Below are 20,947 nucleotides of genomic sequence, written 5' to 3'. Positions count from 1 at the left end.
AAAAAGGCACGTAGAGTACTTTTAGTTACTTTTGAATATTACAGGGGGTTTACGATGCAAAAAGTTTATAATATTGGTGTTGAAGCTACACTTGAAGTTATTGGTGGTAAATGGAAACCAATTATTCTTTGTCATTTAAACCACCATGGTAAAATTCGTACAAATGAATTTCGGCGATTGATTCCGGGGATTTCACAAAAAATGCTCACAAATCAATTGAGAGAATTGGAGCAGGCTGGATTAATCCATCGAAAAGTATTCAATCAAGTACCACCAAAAGTTGAATATTCCTTAACGTCTTATGGACACGGTATGGAACCTATTTTGAACATGCTTTGCACTTGGGGCGAAAAGCATGTTGAATTATTACAGGATAAAGGTGAAGATGTACTGTTAAAACAACGTGATGAAGATATCGCCATGCAGCAAACATCGTAATGAGGGGAGAAAGAGACTGTCATATTGAAGACAGTCTCCTTTCCTTTTACACAGCTTATAAAGCAAAGTCGAATTCATTTGGATTAGGTCCGACACGTTGTTCAAGATTCATCGCATTGATGATAGCCATTTCCTCATCTGTTAGCTGAAAGTTGAAAATATCAGCGTTTTGCATCATACGTTCTCGACGTACAGATTTAGGAATAGTGATAATGCCATTTTGTACATCCCAGCGTAAAATAACTTGGGTATTTGATTTACTATATTTTTCTGCTATTTTTGAAATGGTTGCATCTTCAAGAAGTCCACCTTGCATTAATGGTGCCCAAGCCTCAAGTTGAATTTCGTGCTTGTCGCAGAATGAACGAAGCTCAGCTTGCTGTAAGCGTGGATGGAATTCCACTTGATTCACAACCGGCTTCACACGTGCAAATGATAGTAAGTTTTCCAAATGCGCAACAGTAAAGTTACAAACACCAATTGCTTTGATTTTACCTTGATCATATAGGTCCTCTAGCGCTTTCCAAGATTCAGCATACTTATCTTTCCCAGGCCAATGAATCAGGTAAAGATCTAAATAATCCAGCCCTAGTTTTTCTAGGCTTTCCTCATAGGCAGTAACAGTTTCCTCATAGCTTAATCCATCGTTCCAAACTTTTGATGTTATAAATAAATCTTCACGTTGCAGGTTAGTTGATGTTAGCGCCTGTTTAATACCTTCCCCGACACCAGCTTCATTGCCATAAATTGCGGCAGTATCGATGCTGCGATAGCCAACCTCTATAGCATTTTTAACCATCTCAGCTGTAGCATCATTCTCTACTTGAAAAACACCTAACCCCATTCCATGCATTTGTAGCCCATTGTTTAATGTGATTTTATCTTGTAAATGAGTAATCATTTTAAGTCCTCCATGTTTTGTGATTGCTTGATTGCTTTTTCATTATGCTGCTAACATGCCTTCAAAAAAAGTACGCACTTTTTTGTGTCATAGAAACGTAGAGGTAACTTTTGTGAGCTAACAATGGCTAGAGGGATAAAAATATTTTCATTAAATTAGTAAGCCCCTTTAATTGACCACATCTACTAGTCGGTGTGCCAAGATAATTGCCATGCATGGCTGTATTTCAGTAATAAAAGGAAATGTTTGTTCGATGGAGAATATATGTAGTAATACTATAAAAAGGGGTTTGGCAGATGAATCGTTTAAATTTAATTACATTAGGTGTTAAAGATATGGTAGAGTCTCTCGCTTTTTACCGAGAAGGGTTAGGTTTTGAGGTTGTAGTTTACGGAGAGGAAACAAATCCTGATGTTATGTTCTTTAATAATGGAGGGACAAAAATATCACTTTTTCCAATTGAAAGATTGGCTAAAGATATTAATGAAGCAAACCCACCTGAAATTGGTCATGGCTTTGGTGGAATCACTCTTGCTTATAATGGTAAATCAAAAGAAGAGGTGGACAGTATTTTTGCATTAGTCAAAAAGGCTGGGGCAAAAATTGTTAAAGATCCCGAAACTGTATTTTGGGGTGGTTATAGTGGCTACTTCCAAGATCCGAATGGTTTCTATTGGGAAGTTGCTTACGGCGATATGTGGCAGTTCGATGAGAACGATATGCTAATTATTCAATAAAAGTAATAGGTATCTAACATAATAAGAGCAGCTATTTGGAATAGGTGGGGGATTCCTGTAGAGTAACAACTCCCGCGAAAAGCGACGATATTACGATACATCATTGTAAAGAGAAGACTGTAGACAAGCTCAATATTTTTAAGAGTTTGTCTACAGCTTGAAAATAGCAAGTGTACTACTTTTTGTTATTGAGCGATATAGTGATATATTTAACAGTAATTTCTTCTCATTAAATCCACAAAGTTTTGCGCGGCTTTTGATAGGTAATGATTTTTCAGCCATACGAGTCCTACAGAGGTGGATAATTCTTCTGACGGTATTTTGTATGCATGAAGTGGTAAATCACCATATTGCTTTAGAATAGTTTCAGGTACGATAGAGGAGCTAAATCCCGTAGCAATTAAATTCATTAAAAGTGCGGTATCTGAACATTCACCCACGATATGGGATTGTAATTGAAAGCGTGAAAAGGCTTCTAATATTGAATAGTGAACGCCTAACCCTTCAGTACTTGGTAAAAGGAGTGGCCAATTTTGAATTTCTGCCAGTGTCACGTCATGTTCTAGTCGATCATTTTTGTCGGATTGAATAAAGTAAAATGGCTCTGTATACATATGAAGAACAGAGAAATCATCTAATTCTAAAGGTAATCGTATGATAGCCAATTCTACTATACGGTCTCTAACAAGCTTACATAGATAAGAGGATTCATTTTGCTGGATCTTATAAGTTACCTTAGGATAGTGCTGTTGAAATTGATGTAATAATGAAGGGAGCTCAACTACTGAAAACGTATTAATGCCTAATGTTAATCGTCCATGAATGCCCAATCCTACATCTTTAACTTCCGCATCAGCTTCCTCCATTAATTGAGCTACCTGTAGTGCGTATTTATATAAGGTTTTTCCAGCCTCAGTGACTTTGAAATATTTTCCACTTCTCTCCACTAGTTTTGAGCCTAGTTCTTCCTCCATCGCTTTTAAATGCTGGCTTAATGGAGGCTGAGAAATATGTAGCCTTGCGGCCGCAGCAGAAATCTTTTTTTCCTCTACAATCGCAATGAAATATCGTAGTTGTCGAATATCCAATTAAAAGTACACCTCCTTATTATTCGGAAAACCTAAGTGAAACATTTTTTTTTAATATTTTTCATATAGTTAGTGCCATGTTAGCATATTTGTATAAAAGAAAAAAGGAGATATGTCTCCATTTTCTCGCACATATGTGTGAAAGGGACAACTACTATGCCAACTAAAACCGTATTTCCACTTCTATTAGTTTATATGTTTCTCGCTATGCTTGGTGCAGGTCTTGTCATACCGATTCTCCCACAGCTGCTGATTGAGTTCGGTGCAAGTGGTAAAGCAGCAGGATATTTAGTATCTGCTTTCGGATTAACACAATTTTTATTTTCACCTATAGCTGGGAGGTTTTCTGATAAGTATGGCCGAAAGCCAATGATCATTGGTGGTCTAATTTTGTTTGCGTTATCCAATTTAGTTGGAGCTTTAGCAAGTAATTTCACCGTTTTTCTTATTTCACGTTTTATTGGGGGGATTGGATCAGCAGCATTGGCTCCTTCTATAATGGCTTACATCGTAGATATTACCACCGAAAACGGTGAAGATTTTACTAGCTCATGGTGCGGATATGAGTATGGCTGATTTAGATGGTGTGACGCCATTGCAGCATGCCCAGGAAAAGGGATTTAAAGAAATCGCCAATATCCTTGCTTATGAAAGCTTTAATAAATTAACTGAGTCGGATAAAACCCAACTAAAAAAGGATTTCTTTCAAGCTGCAACTCAGGGGGAAGCTACACAAGTTACGGACATTTTAAATAAAGGAATCGATAGTAATGTTGCTGATGAGCAGGGAAGAACGGCTGCTATGATTGCAACCTATGGAAATTTCCCCGATGTTGTAAAAGTTTTGATTGAGCATGGTGCTGACATTAATAGAAGAGATCACATAAAATAACCCTTTCCTTTATGCAGGCGCCGAAGGTTACTTAAAAATTTTGAGGCTAACGATTGAGGCAGGAGCAGACTCTACCATCTTCAATAGATTTGGAGGGATTGCATTAATTCCAGCAGCAGAGCATGGTTATGTAGAGAATGTTCAAGAAATTCTTGAGCAAACAAATGTCGATGTAAACCATATGAATAAACTAGGCTGGACGGCATTGTTAGAAGCAATCGTCTATAGGGATGGTGGCCCAAAATATCAGGAAACTATTCATGTATTGATTGAACATGGAGTGGATGTTCATTTGGCAGATGCAAAGGGAATCTCTCCCCTTCAGCATGCACAATCTCTAGGATTTCAGGAAATTAGCAACCTTCTTATTCAAGCAGGGGCAAAACTATAAATAGGTTTACGGAGTGGAATGTTCGATTCGAGCTACAACATTCTGTAAACAGAAAACGCAACTTTTTCAAGCAATAAAAAGTTGTGTTTTTTCACGCCCTCATAAAAAAATAAGAAGAAAATAAGTAGAAGATTACCATATAATGACCATGTATGGAATTTATCTTGTACTTCATTTTAAGATAAATGTATAATGCAAAATATGGTATTTTAGTATATCTTTCAAATAGACAAAGGAGGGTGAAACATTGATTCGTATATTATACATAGAGGATGAAAAGGAAATAGGACATTGGGTTAGTAAAGAGTTAACTGAAAGGGGCTATGAAGTAACATGGCTAGAGTCTGGAGATGGTATTGAGCAACATATTGCCTTAAATGATATTGCCATACTGGATGTGATGTTACCTGGGTTAGACGGATTTTCCATCGGTAAAAGAATTAAACGGGAAAATAAAGAACTGCCGATTTTAATGCTATCGGCGAGAACGGCAGTCGAAGATAAAATAGAAGGCTTGAATTTCGCAGATGATTATTTAACAAAGCCTTTCCATCCAGATGAATTAGGAGCAAGGCTTGAAGTATTACTGAGAAGATACCAAAAAAATGATGATGTGCTAGAACTACAGCATCTTAAAATGTATACAAAAGATATGAGAATTATTAATACATTGACTGAAGAAGAAATTCTCTTGACGGGTAAACAGTTTTATCTTTTACAGTATTTTATTCGCCACCTCAATCAAATTTTAACGAAAGAGCAACTCTATGAGGGCGTTTGGGGTGAAAGCTATATCGAAGGTGATAAAACATTGATGGTACATATTCGATATTTAAGAGAAAAGATAGAAATAAATCCCGCAAAGCCAATGATTATCGAAACGATTCGAGGGATTGGGTATAGGGTGAAACTATGAAATTCTTCCGATCGCTACTAGCTAAATATATGTTGATCATTATATTAGCCTTATCGATTGTTCAAATTTCTTATATGGGGACAGCTATGTTTGTATTAGGAATTACGAAGACAGGGGTAGGCGAGTTTTCTAGTAAGGTCCTTTTGGAAAGTGAAATTGAGGAGCAATGGCACGCTCAGTCTAAAAATATAAACAATGTATCAAATGATGCCATTACCCAACTTTTTCAAAAGTGGCAAGAGCAATTACCCACGGCTTCTATGTTCTGGGTAAGTGAATACGGGACATTATTGACTACGGTAAATGTGCAGGAGGAGCTTCCAGCAAAGTGGACACCTGCATTTACTACTAAATTTATAAAACAGCGATATGGAGGAGACCCATTTACTGTTATTGCTTTCTTAGGTGATGATGTTTCCAATGGCTTTATTGTGTTAGAAGTTCCAAGAAACGTATTTAATCCACCACTTATCAATATTTATGAAAACTACGGTAACCTCTTATTTTTTGGTGTGATTGCGATTATTCTATTTTTCATTGTCGTATCATTGTTATTTTTCAAAGGAATCCGAAAGAGACTTTTACATCTTCAAGATGCCATGGAAATACGGGATGTAGATGGTTTACCTATTGAAATCCATGTGAAAAAAAAGGACGAAATTGGGCAACTGGAGCATAGTTTCAACAGAATGGTTTGTGAGCTGAGAGAAAGCAAACAGCGTCAGCAAAAAGAAGAGCAACTAAGACGAGAGCTAATTGCAAATCTTTCACATGATTTGCGGACACCTTTAACAAAGGTAAGAGCTCAATCTTACTCCATTAGCAAAGAAACATTGTCAGAGGAAGGTAAGCAGGCGTTACGGGCGATGGAAACATCTATCGTGAATATTGATGCTTTAATTGAAAATCTAATGTCCTACACATTGCTCATGGCAAGTAAATATAAATTTGAACCGAAAGAAATCAATGCTATTCGTTTTGTTCGAGAGCACCTGACGACATGGTACCCAGTTTTTGAGCGTGAGGGATTTACCATAGATATTGAGCTACAAGCATTTGAACATCATGAATGGTGTGTAGACCCCATCTGGTTAGGGCGTATATTAGATAATCTCTTCCAAAATGTACTGCGACACGCCAATAGCGGGAAATATATAGGTGTGAAAACAGAGTCGACAGCGAGTTATACGGCATTTATTATTGAGGATCATGGAAATGGTATGAAAAATGAATCGAATGCAAAAGGTGCAGGGATTGGCCTATCCATTGTAGATGTTATGGTAAAGGGCATGCATTTAGAGTGGGATATTTGTTCAGATCCATCGGGTACAAAAATTATAATAAAACATGCAAATCCATCTGCGAAGCTTGATCAGTAAAAGCTCGCAGATTTTTTTATGGAAAAAATGCATTTTTAAACAAAATTTAAACTTAGCCCTTACCTGTTTTTAAACTTCCATTCTTATGATAGTTAATGAGGTGAGGATATTGGAATATATCGTACAAACACAAAATTTATCAAAATACTTTGGAAAAGAACAAGCTGTATCAAATATAAATTTGCAAATACGCAAAGGAGAAATTTACGGATTTTTAGGACCTAATGGAGCGGGGAAAACAACAACGATTCGCATGCTTCTTGGTCTAATGAAACCATCCTCAGGGACAATTAAAATTTTTCAAAAGGACATTGCGAAGGACCGTACTCAAATTTTAGCGAACGTAGGCTCATTAGTTGAAAATCCATCTTATTATCCACATTTGACAGCCTATGAGAACTTGGAGGCACTACGAAAAATACTAGGTGTGCCAAAAACTAGAATCGATGAAGTTCTGCAAATTGTCCGTTTGAAGGAAGTTGCTAACAAGAAAGTAAAGGGCTTTTCACTAGGAATGAAACAACGTCTTGGGATTGCGGCTGCTTTATTGCACAACCCAGAGTTACTCATTTTAGATGAGCCAACGAATGGTCTCGATCCTTCAGGTATTATTGAAATTCGCAATTTAATTAAAAGACTACCGAAGGAATACGGCATGACCATTATTATTTCCAGCCATTTATTATCAGAAATCGATCAAATGGCTACACAGGTAGGCATTGTTTCTAAGGGAACATTGATTTTTCAAGATTCCATTGAGGAAATGCGTAAATTTGCACAACCAAAGGTTATATTTAAAGTTAGCAATAGCGAAAAAGGATGGCGTTCTCTTTTAGCAAATGGCATTAAGGCAGACTATCAGGATGGTGTCATTTTCTTAGAGGAATGCTCTGACGAAAAAGTAGCCCATATTGTTCAGGTACTTGTTCAGGAGGGCATTTCGGTATTTCGAGTAGAGGAAGAGAAACGCTCATTGGAGGATATTTTCCTGCAAATGACGGCGGGAGAGCTAGTGCTATGATGGGTAAATTATTAACTGCTGATTTTTTAAAAATTAAACGCAAAGGTTTATGGTTTTTAACACTTTTAGGTCCCGTTGGTGTAGTTGCTCTGCAAATGGTCAATTACGGTGTGAGGAAAGACTATCTTTTACAGCAGAGCGAGGATGATTGGGGTTATTTTTTACAAAACATTCATTCCTTTACACCGCTAGCCATTGTACTAGGTATTGCTATCCTAACATCATTCATGGCGAGTATTGAAAACGAGACAAATGCGTGGAAACAGCTCATCGCCTTACCTGTTTCTAAATTATCCGTCTATTTATCTAAATTTACAGTATTGGCGATTCTGTTATTTTTGTCTTCAACACTGTTGATGCTTTTCACACTGAGTTACGGACTATTTTTAAGCTTAGGTGAACCGATACCTTACTTAGAGCTCGCCAAGTATAGTTACTTCCCAGCTCTAGCAGCATTGCCAATTCTAGCTCTCCAGCTGTGGATTGCAAGTGTTTGCCGTAATCAAGGGATTCCTATTACTGTAGGTATTTTCGGAGTGATTTTTGCCTATTCTTCCTATGTTTTACCAGATTGGATGATATGGAAATGGCCGTCGTTGATGAATCAATGGGATGAGCCGATCATCAATGTCATGTTAGGAGTAGGAATAGGTATTTTCCTCTATATGGTTGGCATGATTGATTTTGCAAGAAGGGACGTGAAGTAAATGACGGCTATACTGCGAGCTGAATGGTTTAAGTTACGTAAATCAAAGATGGTACCAATCATTTTAGCAGGACCCATTATTGGCCTATTTATCGGATTATCAGCCAATTTAGAGGATAATATGTCAGGAGTACCAATCAATGAATGGTATATTGCTTTGTTCTCCATGAATTTAACATATGCTTTATTATTTTTACCACTTATTACGGGGGTCTTTGCTAGTCTCATCTGTAGGTATGAACATCAATCTGGTGGCTGGAAGCAGCTATTAGCATTACCTGTAACGAGGGGGAAAGTATTTGTCGCTAAATATGTGTTAATTGTACTGCTTGTTATGGCGATGCAGATATTGTATTTATGTTCAGTTTTTACAGTTGGGATGATCAAGGGCTATACGGATCCTTTTCCAATGGAGATTGTGTGGAAAAGTATTGTGGGAGGATGGGTAGCGACATTGCCTTTAGTAGCCCTTCAATTATGGATGTCGATTATGTTTAAAAGTTTTGCCGCTCCTTTTGCAGTCAATGTGGTATTTACATTACCCTCTATTTTTGCTATTAATTCTGAACGTATTGGACCTTACTATCCTTGGGCACAGCCCTTTTCGATGATGTATATTGGTGGCAGCACAGACGATGTATTTTTTGTACCATGGGAGCAATTGTTAACAGTTGTCGGTGGTGGCTTCATCCTATTTTTCCTTGGTGGGTATTACTACTTCCAACGAAAAGCCATTTAACCTTAAGGGAGAATTGACATGAAAATGAAACGAAGTTTGAGAATATTAACTACATGTATACTACTAGCAGTTTTAGCTGGCTGTGGACAGGGGGCGGATGTCAAAGATATCTCACAATATAGTAGTGAAATAAAAGATATTACTATACCTGATGATGTAAAAATTATTGGATTTGGAGAGGCAACACACGGAAATGTGGAATTCCAAGCCTTAAAAAAGGATCTATTTGAAGCAATGATGAAGAATGAAAATGTTCGAGTCTTTGTTTTAGAGGGGGATTTTGGAGGAGCCCAACAAATAAATCAATTTATTGTCAATAGTGTTGGCACGGCGCAAGATGCTATTAAAGCACTGGATTACGGCATTTATCAAACTGAACAAATGGTGGACTTTGTCCAATGGATGCATGACTATAACTTAACAGCCAAGGAGGAAGATAAAATTTATTTTTATGGTAATGATATGCAACGATATGATGATAGCAAAAAGGGCTTACTTGATTATTATGCGGATGTCGATGCAGAAACGGCTAAGCAGTATACGGCTCAGCTAGAACATGTGTCCAACAAAACAATGAGAGATTTATCGAATAGCCAGTTAGTAGAGCTTGATAAAACAATCGATGCCATCATCAAAGATTTACAATCAAACAAGGAAGCCTATGAGAAAAAGTCATCAAAGGATGCCTTCTCTTTTGCGGCGCAATATGCACAAATTTTAAAGCAACGTACGCAATTGTTTTTAAACGATGGTAATTACATGAATTTACGTGATGAATACTTAGCTAAAAATTTACAATGGATTGTTGATCTCGAAGCGACGAAGGGCCATGATAAAGTATTGATGTCTGGTCATAATGGCCATATAGATAAAACGTCTGCTACAATGGCAGGTTATAAGTTGATGGGACAATATTTAAATGAGCACTATAAAGATCAATACTTTGCCATTGGCACGGATTTTGTGACAAATACATTCCAAGCACCGAATGGGTCTGGTGAACGTAAGGAGTATACGATAGAACATCATAACGCTCTAGTGGATGCTTTTAGTGATATCCATGACAACATCTTTTATGTGGATTTTGAAAATGCTAGTCAATCAGAAGAGCTATCAAATATCCTTACAAAGGAGCAAAGAATGGGCAATATAGGCGATGATTTTCGTCCTTGGTATAAGCTTACAAAAATGCTTTATACCATTAAAATGACACCTGCAGATGCATATGACGGTCTGATAATTGTACAGGAAGCAACGCCAACAAAAGTAACGGATTAGTCAAATATAGTAATTTGGCATGGAGTATAGAGGATACGCGGCACTCATGTGTGAACCGAGGGCTGACTTTACTTACTAACGTATTGTTTACCTCTAATTTGTTAAAGCTAACAAAGAGGAGGTGTGAAACGATGGCACAAGAAATTCTATGTGAAGTCAATAACTGCACATTTTGGGATTCTGGAAACAAATGCACAGCAGAAAAAATTTATGTTGTCAGCCAGAAGGGACAACATGCTTCCAACAGTGAGGAAACTGACTGTAAAACATTCGAACCTGAAACGCATTAATGAAAAAAAGGGGTAGCCACTTATATGGTTACCCTTTTTCCCTGTCTTTATTAATAAGCATCGACCTTTTCTTTATTAAATAAAAGTTCATGTGCAGTTTTTACTTTTTCCTCTACATAATCCAATGAGTACTTACCCACCGAATCTGTTAAATCTCCAATTGCCCGCGACAAGTTATCAATGATCGGGATTAATTTATGCATTTCCGTGCGGTCTTTTTCTTTGTGCATCTCATCCATAATTTCATATGCAAGACGCTGAATTTTCCTTAGTCGCAATTTCTCAGAGTGCATGGAATCCTCCTTATTGAACCAATTTATGATGTCTAAATATATGAAGAACAAGAAGGTTTCATGAATGACTTTTAATAAAAGTAATTGTTAGGATCGTTAAGAGATAAGGAAATTTCCTTTATACCCATATCAATTTTCGACTCTTCCACATTGGATACATTTAATTTCAATATTCGTTCATGATAAAATTCCTCTAAATAATTGCGGTTAATCGAATCTAAAAGTATATGGCTTTGTTTCAAATGCTGGATCAGTTTATCGGTATTAACCTGTCTTGGTAAAATAATGTGGCTATGCATACAGATTTCCTTAGAAGCCTTATACTTTGCCAAATGGGTTGTTACCGATTGTTGAAGTATGTTAGCTCGTATGGCATAAGACTCGCTGACCTTCTTTTGATAACGTTCAAACATGCCACTTTTTAGGTATAGTTCTAAAGCTGCCTGGGAAATCATCGAGCTATCAATATCAGTGGTATTTTTATATTGCTGAAATGTCTGGATGAAGTTGTCTGGTAAAACGGCTAGCCCAATACGTAAACCAGGAAACATGATTTTAGAAAAACTTTTTAAATAGATGACATACTGCTGTGTATCATCTGTAACAATGGGATCTATTTTCGAATTTTGCTCGAAATCCGCTAAATAATCATCTTCAACAATGTATACTTGATATTGATAGGCAAGTTTACGGATCCTATCTTTTTCCTGCTTGCTATATGAAGTCCCTAGAGGATTGTGCAAGCGAGGCATCGTGTAAAAAAACTTAATGTCGTGATGACTAAAAATGCGCTCTAATTCATCTAGATCAATACCATCTGTTGTTCTTTTAATGCCGATAGCGGGAATTCCATAGGTTTTCAAATAATCCATATACAAATGATAACTAGGCTGCTCTACTAAAATGGTTGAGCGACCATTTGGGAATGGCATAATACTTAGCAAAGACAGAGATTGTTGGACACCAGAGGTGATAAATATATTTTCCTCTTTTGTGAACACTTGATAATTAGTTAATAATTTTTTGGCTTCTTTTATGAGAGATGGTAAGCCTTTCGGTGTCCCGTATCTAAATAGGTCTGCTTGGTATGTATCGATTGCCTTGTTGATGCAATGTTGAAAATCTTGGTACGGGAAAGCATGCCAGCTAGGTGAGGAGGTAGCGAAATCTATATGGTCTTGAACCTGTGGCTGAAAGGGTACTTGATGGTCAACAACATAGTAACCGCTTTTCGGTAATGCATAGATAAGATGCTGCTCCTCAAGTTTTTTTAAAGAAGTTAAAATAGTACTTTTACTGCAGGAGTATTGCTGTGATAACTGGCGGATTGAAGGTAGCTTTGCACCTGATGGAAGAGTGCCTGCCTGTATTTGAGTCATAAGCTGTGAATAAATCCATTCATATTTAAGCATATATAACCTCCAACGCATCTGTATCGGTACAGATGTGTTTTTTTCATATCGTCAAATGGTGCTCTTTTTTATACGATAACCATACCGGCCGGAATTGATGGAGAAGGAGCATTATCGTATGTCCAAAAAAAGAAAAGCCTATATAGCAGCGATTTCGTATGCATTGATCATTGGGCTTTCATTCCTATTTGTGAAAGTTACATTAACAGTGGCGAGCCCTGTGGATACATTAGCTCATCGTTTTACCGTTGCTTTCATCGGCATTGTTATTTTACTAGTATTCACGAAAAATAAGCTAACAATAAAAAAACAGGATCTATTAAAAATTTTACCTTTAGCCATATTGTATCCCATAGCTTTTTTCACGTTTCAAGTGCTTGGACTTGCTAGAATTTCCTCATCAGAGGCGGGAATTATTCAAGCAACGATTCCTATTTTTACATTAGCACTAGCAGGTTTATTGTTAAAGGAAAAAGCAACTCGTGGACAGTTTGTTGCCATTTCTTTTTCTGTACTTGGTGTGATGTATATGCTAATGATGAACGGGGCAAATGCAACTTCTGGAAATGTTATTGGCAGTGGATTTATTTTACTTTCAGCAATTGCGGCATCTATTTATAACGTCTTTGCAAGAAGGCTTACAAAGCAATATTCTTTACTGACATTAACATATGTCATGACATTATGTGGATTTGTCATTTTTAATGGGATAGCTGTTGGAGATCATATGTTGAAGGGCACTATCCATGATTTTTTTCAGCCATTTCTACATGTTGATTTTATTATCGCCATTTTATATTTAGGCCTGTTATCCTCGCTCGGCACGTCTTATTTATCAAATTATGCTCTATCTATATTAGAGGCCTCTAAAATGAGTGTTTTTAGTAATTTGGCTACGCTTATTACTATATTTGCGGGTGTTTTATTTTTACACGAAACCTTCCAGACGTACCATTTAATCGGGGGAGTAATGATCGTTATGGGTGTTATAGGAACAAATTATTTCGGCATGAAGAGGGTAGAAAAAAATGAAGAAATATAGCCTTTTATTATTGATGAGTTGTAATAGAACGGGTATGGAATTCACAGTAAGAAAGCCTTCCGCTGTTGTTTCGCTGAAGGCTCAAGTCATTATTCAATATTGAAAGTTCACACGGACAGAGGCATTTATGTCGATTTGCCCTTGTTCTATAGGTGTCATATCGGAGGAGACTGCCATTGAGCGATATAGAATAGGTGTATTAACTTGTTCTTCTACAATTTCAGTGGGGAGGAGCTGCAAAGGTAAATGCATAGTTTCTGCAATGGTTTTTGCCTTTGCTTGAGCATTATGCAGAGCTAAACTCAATGCTTGCTGATAGTAAGCATCTGCATGGTCAACTTTGAATTGAATGTTGCTGATACGATTTGCCCCGTTTTCTACAGCTGTATCAATGATGAAGCCAACACGTTCAGAATCTGATACATTGACGGTAATGGCATTCGTTACTTCATAACCAGTGAAAATTTGTTGGCCGTCTTCAAAATGATAAAGTGGGGTAATTGTATAGGCGGCTGTTTGAATTTGTTCGTTTGGAATTCCAAGGGCTGTAATGGATTGAATGACTTGTTTCATAGTAACCGAATTCTTCTGCTGTGGCTCTTGTACATTTTGGCCTTGTGTTTGAACCTCTATTTGTAGTTGCATGGAGCTTGGCTTCGCCTTTACCTGCCCATTGCCCGTTACAGTTATAACACGTAGGGGAATGGATGCCTGATGATGGAGCTGAGCATAGTACATACACTACCACCTTTCATAAGATTTTTATTCATCATAGTATGCAAAAAATGGTTTTATTTGTTTAATCTCTTTAAATATTTATCATGGAGCTTTGTCAATAAAAGCAAGGAAATAATGGAACCTAGCAACGCTAAAGACATGTCCCATTGAGCGTCCCAACGATCTCCCTGCATCCCTAAAAAGTCTTTGGCCCCTTTACTGCCCTTCGAGATTCTTGTGCTTAACCATTCAATGATTTCATAAAATGCAGCAATCGCAAGCAAAATACTAATGGAGATACCTGTTAGCCAGGCCCCTTTTGTAAGAGGGGTTTTTCGAATTAAAATTTCTCTTATAACAATGGTCAGCAATCCTTTTAAAAAATGACCAAAGCGATCGTAATTATTACGATGCAAATCAAATTCTTCTTTTATCCAATTAAATAGTGGCACCTCTGAATACGTATAATGCCCACCTATAAATGTTAGAATTGATAATAGGGTAATGATCAAGTATGAAATGGTTGTGAATCGGAATTTAGGATAAATACAAACTACAATAATTATTGCAACAATTCCTGGGCTAACTTCAGCGAGCCAATCTAAGTAGGAGGATGGTTTAATAACAGACCATATAAAAACGATTAAAGCAATAGCAAGGAAAGTTACATGTATTTTAAAATGCTTATTATTATTATTCATGACAACACGCTCCCTTTGTCCCACAGTATGGGGAAGAGAGAGTTTGCTTATTCAACCAGTGTAGGGGTTCAAAAAAAGGAAAAGCGTCTAGTCATTCGTTCTAAAACTGACGCTTTTTTATACCTTAAATCATTTTTAAAAGTGCCTCGACGCCACTCATTCCTTCGGTAATGCCAAGTTGTTCGGCTTCATAAGTTACAGATTCTAACGGAGCCGTTAATAACTCATCAATCGTTTTCACACCAACTGCCCGACCAGCAATAATTTTTCGATCAACTAAGCGACTATTTAAAAGACCTACATCTAATGCGCCGCACATAATGTAGCCAGTATTATTGGAAATGGTCAGTAGTGTTGTTTTAGGTAATTGAACAACTACTGCAGTGAAGAAATGCCCCTTAATCATGATAGGTTCAATTGTCACCATTGAAATCACTCCTTTTCTCTATATACATATGGCGATAACTATCAAGGTGTTCGACATTTCTAATAAAAAACTCTTGGTACTAAAGAAAAAGGTCCAATATCAAAATAATAAAAAGGAATCTACTCTTGGCGAATAGATTCCTTTTAGTATTTAATTTGTATAAGATAATAGGGCTGTTTGTTTACATTTATTTAATGCAATGATTGCTTCACTTTTAGAAGTATATTCAAACATCCGATACGTGTGTTCTTCAAATACAGTAATTATCCACATTTATATTATCCCCTTTATTGTGTTATATAACATGTATTGAATTTAATTATTTGTTATATATCAGTGATGATTTCATTTTACATGAATAAAGAAGAAAAGAAAGGAATATGAATGATGTTTCACATTTCGTTCAAATATATAAATTTTTTTGAAATAATTAAAACAGGGAAACAGACGGTCCCTCACAAGTATAATTCACAGTAATTCGCAAATAGTAAGTTGACGGAGTTCTGTGAATGTGGACTTGGGAGGTGATGCTATGACACGTAAATATGTATGGGTTTTAACGGTTTTCGTTTTAATCATCTCGGGATTTTTTGTAGGGTTCAAAGCTCATGCTAATAAAGGACGTCCGTATTATGAGGAGACAGGAAAAGTTGTGTGGGATATTAACACGGAGGATAAAATAGTGGCACTTACCTTTGATGATGGCCCACATCCCAAATACACAGCGGCGGTGCTTGATTTATTAGCCAAATTTGATGCCAAAGCTACTTTTTTTATTATTGGAAAAAACGCTGACAAATATCCAGAGCTTGTTTTACGTACTTATACAGAAGGGCATGAATTAGCCAATCATACGTATACACATCCGTTTAAAGTTTCCATCAATAAATTGCAAGAAGAGCTTCGACAGACGAATGACACGATTTATGGTATTACTGGTTTTTCCCCAGTTTTATTCCGTCCTGTTGGTGGAAATTACACAGATGCCATGATAAATGCCGCTGTTAAGGATGGCTACAAGGTCGTGATGTGGTCTTGGCATCAGGATACTCAAGATTGGAAAGAGCCCGGCGTAAAGAAAATTGTACAAAAAGTTATGAAGGGCACAAAACCTGGTGATGTCATATTATTTCATGATGGTGGTGGTAACCGTACACAAACCATTAAAGCATTAGAGGAGATAATACCGGCATTAAAAAAGCAGGGCTACACATTTGTTACAATATCCGAGTTGATTGAAAGTAAACAGCAGCAAGAGCAAGTTCAATAATGAAAAATGAGCCATCTCAACAATGTTTGAAATGGCTCGTTTTTCACATCAATATAATCTAGAAGAAAATAATTGGAGCAAGTGCAATACCTAGAACAGTTCCTAGTGCAATGCCAACGCCAAATCCGCCTCCACCAAATCCCCAAAAGCCAAGACCATAACCACCATATCTTCTATCAGGTAGAATCCATACCTGTCTTCTGTCTACCCTCGTGATTTCCCCAACATGTACTCTACCAGATGTATCCGAAATTCTAACTCGTTTACCGTGATATTTACAACAAATATTGTAAGCATCAGTTGGATTCACAAATATCCCTCCTTTCTACTTCATTACAAGCTAATATATGCTAATTAATGCATTTATCTTTAGCCGATTGTCTATTCATCACATATACTATCTAGAGGTGATGACATGGCAGTTGAGCCTACAGATAAGTGGCTTGAGGAGTACGAATTTGCCAGAAAATCTAAGAGCAGTGATGAGCTATATAGCTTACAATGTTCGGTTCTATGTGATCGTTTGGTCAAACTATTTCAAGAGGGATATACAGAGGAAATACACTTCGAATTACAGCAGCAGGGTCTTTTTTTACCAGAGGAAGAGATTCATCTAGAGAGGCTGAAACAGAGGAATGTGTGGGGCTGTGTGGAGCAGGAGTTTATGTACTTACAGCAGAAGTGGGATGGTCCAACTATACCTATTTATATATTTCCAATTACCCGACAACAAAATATCACTAACAAAAATGGTGTGGCGTATCCTCATTCGCTTTTTTTATTTGTGGGAGAAGTAGAAAAACAGGAGCTTCAAGCATTACTCGCCCATGAATATAACCATGTTTGCCGTTTACACTATCTTAAAAAGTCTTTAGCTGAAACAACTTTATTGGAATCTCTTATATTAGAGGGGTTAGCAGAATGTGCAGTGAAAGAACTTTACGGAGATAAATGGCTAGCACCATGGTTAACTAACTATACATTCGAGAAGGTTATAAAACTATGGAGATCTCAGTTTTTGCCAAACCTACAACTTCAGGGATTGGAAAAGCATCGACCATTTTTATATGGTGGAGAGCTTCCACCGTGGATAGGCTATTGTATAGGCTATGAAATTGTTCGATCGTATGTGAGGAATCATTCATCCCAGCTTCCTTTATTAATACCAGGCCAAGATATACTTGCCGGATCTGATTTTCCGCTACAATAGAGAAAAGGAGAGTGATTGTTGTGTCTAGTGAAGTAAAAAATGTATTATTACCCGTTGTAGATTCATCCACAAAGGTGCTAATTGTTGGCTCCATGCCGGGAAAACAGTCATTAGAAAAACAGCAGTACTATGGTAATCCACGCAATCACTTTTGGCCCATCATTGGCGAGCTATTACAGATTGAAGTTCCTGACGATTATAGTGAGAGAATGGCTTTATTAAGAAAGAATGCGATCGGTCTTTGGGACACAATTGAAGCCTGTGAGAGAAAAGGGAGCTTAGATGCGGCGATTCGCAATGAAAAGCCAAATGATTTTCTAACCCTTTTTGAAAACTACCCGAACATCGAGTTAGTACTCTTTAATGGGGCGAAGGCATTCGATGTTTTTAAAAAGCATATTGGATTAAAGCTTTTAGCTGGACGAGCCTATAAAAAAATGCCGTCAACGAGTCCAATACCAGGGAAAAATATTAAATCCTTTGACGAAAAAGTAGAGGATTGGCGAATTATGCAGTCATATTTATCTCAATAGTTTGCCGGTCATTCCACCATTGTTTTGTACATAATCAGAGCCATACGCTGATGATGCGATGCATACCTACACTTTACTTAGATGTGCTGCCAGAGGTTATAGCATGAGGGAAAGTACTCTGCTATTATCTTCACCTAGGTAGGCAATGGCTCAACGGTTAAATGCCCGATTACATATATTGAATTATGTAAAAGGAGGGCTTGTGTGTACAATAATCCATTTAGAGAAGATAATTTTAGAAGACCTGGCTGGGGTGGCAATGATAATTTTGAAACACCACCATTTGGTCCACCTAATTTTGGTCCGCCTCCAGCAGGACAAATGCCAATGAGTGCACCACCAGGCTTTTCGCCACCAGTGCCTGCACGGCGAGAAGGATCAAGTGGTATTCGCTCCTGCCTATTTAGAAACACCTTTATTTGGTTGAATACAGGTAGGAGCTTTTGGTTTTTCCCAACGGTTATAGGAAGAGAATTCATTGCTGGCTTTCGTTGGAGTAGTCGGTATGGCTGGTATTTCCGTACGATAACGAGAAATCAAATTCGTTCATTTGAATGTTTCAGATAATATCACACACAGAAAGTTTCATTTTCAAAAAAATGGTGTTACAATGACGGTAATAAAAGATGAAGGGACGATGGGTGGCTAATGAATAACTAATCTTATTTTTTTACAGATGAAATTTATATTTCACGAACCATAAAAATAGGATTAGTCTGCCCATTTTCCATATTTAACGCTTGTATTGGTCTTAATAGGCCAATATAACGCTATTCCGCAAGCTTATTTTACTATGTCTAAAATAAGTAATGGAGTAACAAATATAGCTGTTTCAACAGTTAATTTTGTGTATATGTAGAGATGACTAATCCTTCCAAAATACTTGGAGGGATTTTTTTGATTCCTCCAACTGGAGAGGATGGATGTTATGAAGGAACTTTTAAAATTACAGGATATTAGCTATGAAATAAAGGATACATTCTTATTTGAACATGTGACTGCTACCGTAAAGCAAGGTGAGGTAATCGGCATTATTGGTAGAAATGGTGCTGGAAAATCCACATTGCTTCAATTCATACGCGGAATGCTAGTACCCACAGCAGGAGAAATAAAAGGGCTACAAACTGTGAAAATGGCAATTGTAGAGCAGGAACTAGCTCATTTTACTAGGGTGGAAATAACGACTAGAGAGGCAGATTTGCTATCTAAATGGAAGGTGCCCAATGTGCCATTTGCAGCATTAAGTGGTGGGGAAAAACTGAAAATGCGCCTGGCAGAAGGTTTTTCGCAGGGTGCTCAAATTCTGATGCTGGATGAACCAACCAATCATTTGGACGAACAGAGTACCACATTTTTGATTAAACAAGTACAAAACTATAAGGGAACGATTATTGTTGTCTCACATGATCGTTACTTTTTAGATAGCGTAGCGACCAAAATCTGGTCGATTGAGGACAAGAGACTTATTGAACATAACGGCAATTATTCAAACTATATGGCTGAAAGAGAGCATCGAAGATTAACACAACAACGTGCATACGACAAGCAGCAAAAAAATATTGAGCGTATTGAGGCTCAGATGCAGGAACTAACAGCATGGTCTCAAAAGGGTCATGCTCAGTCTACCAAGCTAGAAGGTTTTAAGGAATATCACCGTGTGAAAGCAAAGCGTCTTGATTCCCAGGTGAAATCTAAGAAAAAGCGATTAGAAGCAGAGCTTGAGAAGGCCAAGGTCGAAGCTGTGAAGCCTGAATCAGAAATACGCTTTTCTTTAGGCACCAACCAACGTGTCGGTAAACGGTTTTTAGAGACCAAAAATGTCTCCTTACTCTTCGACGACAGATTGTTGTTTAATGATGTGAACATCACTGCGCAATTTGGAGATAAAATTGCCGTCACGGGAACAAATGGTAGTGGAAAAACAAGTTTTTTAAAAGTCATCTTAGGTCAATTAAAGGCTGAGGGCGAGGTATGGGTATCTCCGGCAGCTAACATTGGTTATTTAACACAGGAAGTTTTTGACCTACCGCTTGATCAGACACCAGAGCAGTATTTTTATCAAGAAACGTTTGAAGAGCGAGGGAAAGTTCGTAATCTCATGAAAAATCTAGGCTTTACTTCTACACATTGGACATCTTCGATTGGGGAGATGAGCATGGGTGAGCGGGTAAAATGTAAACTGATGGCATATATAGTAGCAGACAAGAACGTTCTTATTTTAGATGAGCCAACGAATCACCTTGACCTGCCTTCTCGTGAGCAGTTAGAGCAAACGCTTGCCCAATACAATGGAACATTACTTGTCGTCTCACACGATCGCTACTTTCTGGATAAGGTAACGAATAGTGTCTGGGAGGTTCATGGTCAACAGATAGAGAAAAAATGGAGAAAAGAGGTTAAGCAGGACGAGGATGTAATGACACTTCGTTTAAAGCTAGAAACGGAACGGCAAGAAATATTAGGTAAACTAAGCTTTCTCACAGCTAAGGATAAGGATTACGCCAAGCTAGATGAAAAATTTAATGAACTTACGAAGCGAATTAACGAGCTAAAATAGATAACGTTT

General features: G+C 37.4%; 26 protein-coding genes and 1 pseudogene. 18 read left to right on the top strand and 9 right to left on the bottom strand.

Annotation, left to right across the window (positions count from 1 at the left end; translation table 11 throughout):
• Nucleotides 1–54: 54 nt before the first annotated feature.
• Nucleotides 55–438: a helix-turn-helix domain-containing protein gene (locus MKX57_RS22560; protein WP_008175386.1), complete on the top strand. Its 384-nt coding sequence runs from the start codon at nt 55–57 to the stop codon at nt 436–438.
• A 55-nt stretch (nt 439–493) separates the two neighbouring features.
• On the opposite strand, the gene MKX57_RS22555 is transcribed toward MKX57_RS22560, so the two are convergent.
• Nucleotides 494–1,339, bottom strand: a complete 846-nt coding sequence (locus MKX57_RS22555) for an aldo/keto reductase (protein ID WP_107922331.1) — start codon at nt 1,337–1,339, stop codon at nt 494–496.
• 296 nt (nt 1,340–1,635) lie between these two features.
• Between MKX57_RS22555 and MKX57_RS22550 the strand changes: the two genes are divergently transcribed.
• On the top strand, nt 1,636–2,076 hold the full coding sequence (locus MKX57_RS22550; RefSeq protein WP_107922330.1) for a VOC family protein: 441 nt from the start codon (nt 1,636–1,638) through the stop codon (nt 2,074–2,076).
• A gap of 209 nt (nt 2,077–2,285) precedes the next feature.
• On the opposite strand, the gene MKX57_RS22545 is transcribed toward MKX57_RS22550, so the two are convergent.
• The gene (locus MKX57_RS22545) at nt 2,286–3,164 is read right to left on the bottom strand and encodes a LysR family transcriptional regulator (RefSeq protein WP_090002096.1); all 879 of its coding nucleotides are present in this window, start codon (nt 3,162–3,164) and stop codon (nt 2,286–2,288) included.
• 156 nt (nt 3,165–3,320) lie between these two features.
• On the opposite strand from MKX57_RS22545, the pseudogene MKX57_RS22540 reads away from it, so the two are divergent.
• From MKX57_RS22540 to MKX57_RS22495, 10 genes and pseudogenes are all read left to right on the top strand, one after another.
• Nucleotides 3,321–3,695, top strand: a pseudogene (locus tag MKX57_RS22540) (MFS transporter); the annotation flags it as partial.
• A gap of 37 nt (nt 3,696–3,732) precedes the next feature.
• Nucleotides 3,733–4,056 (top strand): ankyrin repeat domain-containing protein, encoded by a 324-nt coding sequence (locus MKX57_RS22535; RefSeq protein ID WP_220273100.1) that lies wholly within the window; start codon nt 3,733–3,735, stop codon nt 4,054–4,056.
• 40 nt (nt 4,057–4,096) lie between these two features.
• The gene (locus MKX57_RS22530; protein WP_342550628.1) at nt 4,097–4,447 is read left to right on the top strand and encodes an ankyrin repeat domain-containing protein; all 351 of its coding nucleotides are present in this window, start codon (nt 4,097–4,099) and stop codon (nt 4,445–4,447) included.
• Nucleotides 4,448–4,694: 247 nt separating this feature from the next.
• A complete protein-coding gene (locus MKX57_RS22525) occupies nt 4,695–5,363 on the top strand; it encodes a response regulator transcription factor (protein ID WP_008175372.1) in 669 nt (222 codons plus the stop codon).
• Nucleotides 5,360–6,742, top strand: a complete 1,383-nt coding sequence (locus MKX57_RS22520) for a HAMP domain-containing sensor histidine kinase (protein WP_008175370.1) — start codon at nt 5,360–5,362, stop codon at nt 6,740–6,742. The genes MKX57_RS22525 and MKX57_RS22520 overlap by 4 nt, the downstream gene beginning before the upstream one ends.
• Before the next feature lie 109 nt (nt 6,743–6,851).
• Nucleotides 6,852–7,763 carry an ABC transporter ATP-binding protein gene (locus MKX57_RS22515; RefSeq protein ID WP_008175369.1) on the top strand — a complete coding sequence of 304 codons (912 nt, stop codon included), beginning with the start codon at nt 6,852–6,854 and terminating at the stop codon, nt 7,761–7,763.
• The gene (locus MKX57_RS22510; protein ID WP_090002090.1) at nt 7,760–8,470 is read left to right on the top strand and encodes an ABC transporter permease; all 711 of its coding nucleotides are present in this window, start codon (nt 7,760–7,762) and stop codon (nt 8,468–8,470) included. The genes MKX57_RS22515 and MKX57_RS22510 overlap by 4 nt, the downstream gene beginning before the upstream one ends.
• Complete coding sequence (locus MKX57_RS22505; protein WP_008175366.1) at nt 8,471–9,208, top strand: ABC transporter permease; 738 nt, start codon at nt 8,471–8,473, stop codon at nt 9,206–9,208.
• 18 nt (nt 9,209–9,226) lie between these two features.
• On the top strand, nt 9,227–10,486 hold the full coding sequence (locus MKX57_RS22500) for an erythromycin esterase family protein (RefSeq protein WP_342550627.1): 1,260 nt from the start codon (nt 9,227–9,229) through the stop codon (nt 10,484–10,486).
• Between the two features lie 131 nt (nt 10,487–10,617).
• Nucleotides 10,618–10,776 (top strand): DUF1540 domain-containing protein, encoded by a 159-nt coding sequence (locus MKX57_RS22495; protein WP_004231699.1) that lies wholly within the window; start codon nt 10,618–10,620, stop codon nt 10,774–10,776.
• Nucleotides 10,777–10,826: 50 nt separating this feature from the next.
• Here the strand turns inward: MKX57_RS22495 and MKX57_RS22490 are convergent, their stop codons facing one another.
• Together MKX57_RS22490 and MKX57_RS22485 are read right to left on the bottom strand one after the other, a co-directional pair.
• Nucleotides 10,827–11,069 carry a hypothetical protein gene (locus MKX57_RS22490; protein WP_008175353.1) on the bottom strand — a complete coding sequence of 81 codons (243 nt, stop codon included), beginning with the start codon at nt 11,067–11,069 and terminating at the stop codon, nt 10,827–10,829.
• 71 nt (nt 11,070–11,140) lie between these two features.
• On the bottom strand, nt 11,141–12,481 hold the full coding sequence (locus MKX57_RS22485; RefSeq protein WP_008175352.1) for a PLP-dependent aminotransferase family protein: 1,341 nt from the start codon (nt 12,479–12,481) through the stop codon (nt 11,141–11,143).
• Nucleotides 12,482–12,599: 118 nt separating this feature from the next.
• Here MKX57_RS22485 and MKX57_RS22480 point away from each other — a divergent pair, with 118 nt between their 5' ends.
• Complete coding sequence (locus MKX57_RS22480; protein WP_089985841.1) at nt 12,600–13,523, top strand: DMT family transporter; 924 nt, start codon at nt 12,600–12,602, stop codon at nt 13,521–13,523.
• Between the two features lie 93 nt (nt 13,524–13,616).
• Here the strand turns inward: MKX57_RS22480 and MKX57_RS22475 are convergent, their stop codons facing one another.
• The 4 genes from MKX57_RS22475 to MKX57_RS22460 form a co-directional block, all read right to left on the bottom strand.
• On the bottom strand, nt 13,617–14,261 hold the full coding sequence (locus tag MKX57_RS22475) for an SIMPL domain-containing protein (protein ID WP_342550626.1): 645 nt from the start codon (nt 14,259–14,261) through the stop codon (nt 13,617–13,619).
• 53 nt (nt 14,262–14,314) lie between these two features.
• Nucleotides 14,315–14,941, bottom strand: a complete 627-nt coding sequence (locus tag MKX57_RS22470) for a DUF2238 domain-containing protein (protein WP_342550625.1) — start codon at nt 14,939–14,941, stop codon at nt 14,315–14,317.
• A gap of 124 nt (nt 14,942–15,065) precedes the next feature.
• Complete coding sequence (locus MKX57_RS22465; RefSeq protein ID WP_008175342.1) at nt 15,066–15,368, bottom strand: DUF1805 domain-containing protein; 303 nt, start codon at nt 15,366–15,368, stop codon at nt 15,066–15,068.
• 150 nt (nt 15,369–15,518) lie between these two features.
• On the bottom strand, nt 15,519–15,641 hold the full coding sequence (locus tag MKX57_RS22460; RefSeq protein ID WP_255250388.1) for a hypothetical protein: 123 nt from the start codon (nt 15,639–15,641) through the stop codon (nt 15,519–15,521).
• A gap of 259 nt (nt 15,642–15,900) precedes the next feature.
• On the opposite strand from MKX57_RS22460, the gene MKX57_RS22455 reads away from it, so the two are divergent.
• Nucleotides 15,901–16,638, top strand: coding sequence for a polysaccharide deacetylase family protein (locus MKX57_RS22455; protein WP_089985840.1), 738 nt, complete (start codon nt 15,901–15,903; stop codon nt 16,636–16,638).
• A gap of 58 nt (nt 16,639–16,696) precedes the next feature.
• Here the strand turns inward: MKX57_RS22455 and MKX57_RS22450 are convergent, their stop codons facing one another.
• Complete coding sequence (locus MKX57_RS22450; protein WP_008175336.1) at nt 16,697–16,948, bottom strand: hypothetical protein; 252 nt, start codon at nt 16,946–16,948, stop codon at nt 16,697–16,699.
• 105 nt (nt 16,949–17,053) lie between these two features.
• On the opposite strand from MKX57_RS22450, the gene MKX57_RS22445 reads away from it, so the two are divergent.
• The 4 genes from MKX57_RS22445 (at nt 17,054) to abc-f (ending at nt 20,938) form a co-directional block, all read left to right on the top strand.
• Nucleotides 17,054–17,848 carry a DUF2268 domain-containing putative Zn-dependent protease gene (locus tag MKX57_RS22445; RefSeq protein WP_089985839.1) on the top strand — a complete coding sequence of 265 codons (795 nt, stop codon included), beginning with the start codon at nt 17,054–17,056 and terminating at the stop codon, nt 17,846–17,848.
• A 20-nt stretch (nt 17,849–17,868) separates the two neighbouring features.
• On the top strand, nt 17,869–18,381 hold the full coding sequence (locus MKX57_RS22440) for a DNA-deoxyinosine glycosylase (protein WP_089985838.1): 513 nt from the start codon (nt 17,869–17,871) through the stop codon (nt 18,379–18,381).
• 204 nt (nt 18,382–18,585) lie between these two features.
• Nucleotides 18,586–18,948, top strand: coding sequence for a hypothetical protein (locus tag MKX57_RS22435; RefSeq protein ID WP_008175333.1), 363 nt, complete (start codon nt 18,586–18,588; stop codon nt 18,946–18,948).
• A 361-nt stretch (nt 18,949–19,309) separates the two neighbouring features.
• Nucleotides 19,310–20,938 carry an ABC-F type ribosomal protection protein gene (gene abc-f / locus MKX57_RS22430; RefSeq protein WP_342550624.1) on the top strand — a complete coding sequence of 543 codons (1,629 nt, stop codon included), beginning with the start codon at nt 19,310–19,312 and terminating at the stop codon, nt 20,936–20,938.
• Nucleotides 20,939–20,947: the final 9 nt, after the last annotated feature.

It is taken from the genome of Lysinibacillus sp. FSL M8-0216, from assembly GCF_038595555.1.
GTDB lineage: Bacteria > Bacillota > Bacilli > Bacillales_A > Planococcaceae > Lysinibacillus > Lysinibacillus fusiformis.
The sequence above is the reverse complement of the archived record's forward strand: the minus strand, read 5'-3'. Positions and strand labels throughout refer to the sequence as shown.

Bases quoted from the DNA above. Each gene is read 5' to 3' on its own strand.
- MKX57_RS22505 (WP_008175366.1), top strand. From the start codon at position 8,471: ATGACGGCTATACTGCGAGCTGAATGGTTTAAGTTACGTAAATCAAAG.
- MKX57_RS22510 (WP_090002090.1), top strand. From the start codon at position 7,760: ATGATGGGTAAATTATTAACTGCTGATTTTTTAAAAATTAAACGCAAA.
- MKX57_RS22455 (WP_089985840.1), top strand. From the start codon at position 15,901: ATGACACGTAAATATGTATGGGTTTTAACGGTTTTCGTTTTAATCATC.
- MKX57_RS22560 (WP_008175386.1), top strand. From the start codon at position 55: ATGCAAAAAGTTTATAATATTGGTGTTGAAGCTACACTTGAAGTTATT.
- MKX57_RS22445 (WP_089985839.1), top strand. From the start codon at position 17,054: ATGGCAGTTGAGCCTACAGATAAGTGGCTTGAGGAGTACGAATTTGCC.
- MKX57_RS22460 (WP_255250388.1), bottom strand. From the start codon at position 15,641: ATGTGGATAATTACTGTATTTGAAGAACACACGTATCGGATGTTTGAA.
- MKX57_RS22535 (WP_220273100.1), top strand. From the start codon at position 3,733: ATGGCTGATTTAGATGGTGTGACGCCATTGCAGCATGCCCAGGAAAAG.
- MKX57_RS22555 (WP_107922331.1), bottom strand. From the start codon at position 1,339: ATGATTACTCATTTACAAGATAAAATCACATTAAACAATGGGCTACAA.
- MKX57_RS22485 (WP_008175352.1), bottom strand. From the start codon at position 12,481: ATGCTTAAATATGAATGGATTTATTCACAGCTTATGACTCAAATACAG.
- MKX57_RS22475 (WP_342550626.1), bottom strand. From the start codon at position 14,261: ATGTACTATGCTCAGCTCCATCATCAGGCATCCATTCCCCTACGTGTT.
- MKX57_RS22520 (WP_008175370.1), top strand. From the start codon at position 5,360: ATGAAATTCTTCCGATCGCTACTAGCTAAATATATGTTGATCATTATA.
- abc-f (WP_342550624.1), top strand. From the start codon at position 19,310: ATGAAGGAACTTTTAAAATTACAGGATATTAGCTATGAAATAAAGGAT.
- MKX57_RS22500 (WP_342550627.1), top strand. From the start codon at position 9,227: ATGAAAATGAAACGAAGTTTGAGAATATTAACTACATGTATACTACTA.
- MKX57_RS22470 (WP_342550625.1), bottom strand. From the start codon at position 14,941: ATGAATAATAATAATAAGCATTTTAAAATACATGTAACTTTCCTTGCT.
- MKX57_RS22550 (WP_107922330.1), top strand. From the start codon at position 1,636: ATGAATCGTTTAAATTTAATTACATTAGGTGTTAAAGATATGGTAGAG.
- MKX57_RS22480 (WP_089985841.1), top strand. From the start codon at position 12,600: ATGTCCAAAAAAAGAAAAGCCTATATAGCAGCGATTTCGTATGCATTG.
- MKX57_RS22465 (WP_008175342.1), bottom strand. From the start codon at position 15,368: ATGGTGACAATTGAACCTATCATGATTAAGGGGCATTTCTTCACTGCA.
- MKX57_RS22495 (WP_004231699.1), top strand. From the start codon at position 10,618: ATGGCACAAGAAATTCTATGTGAAGTCAATAACTGCACATTTTGGGAT.
- MKX57_RS22490 (WP_008175353.1), bottom strand. From the start codon at position 11,069: ATGCACTCTGAGAAATTGCGACTAAGGAAAATTCAGCGTCTTGCATAT.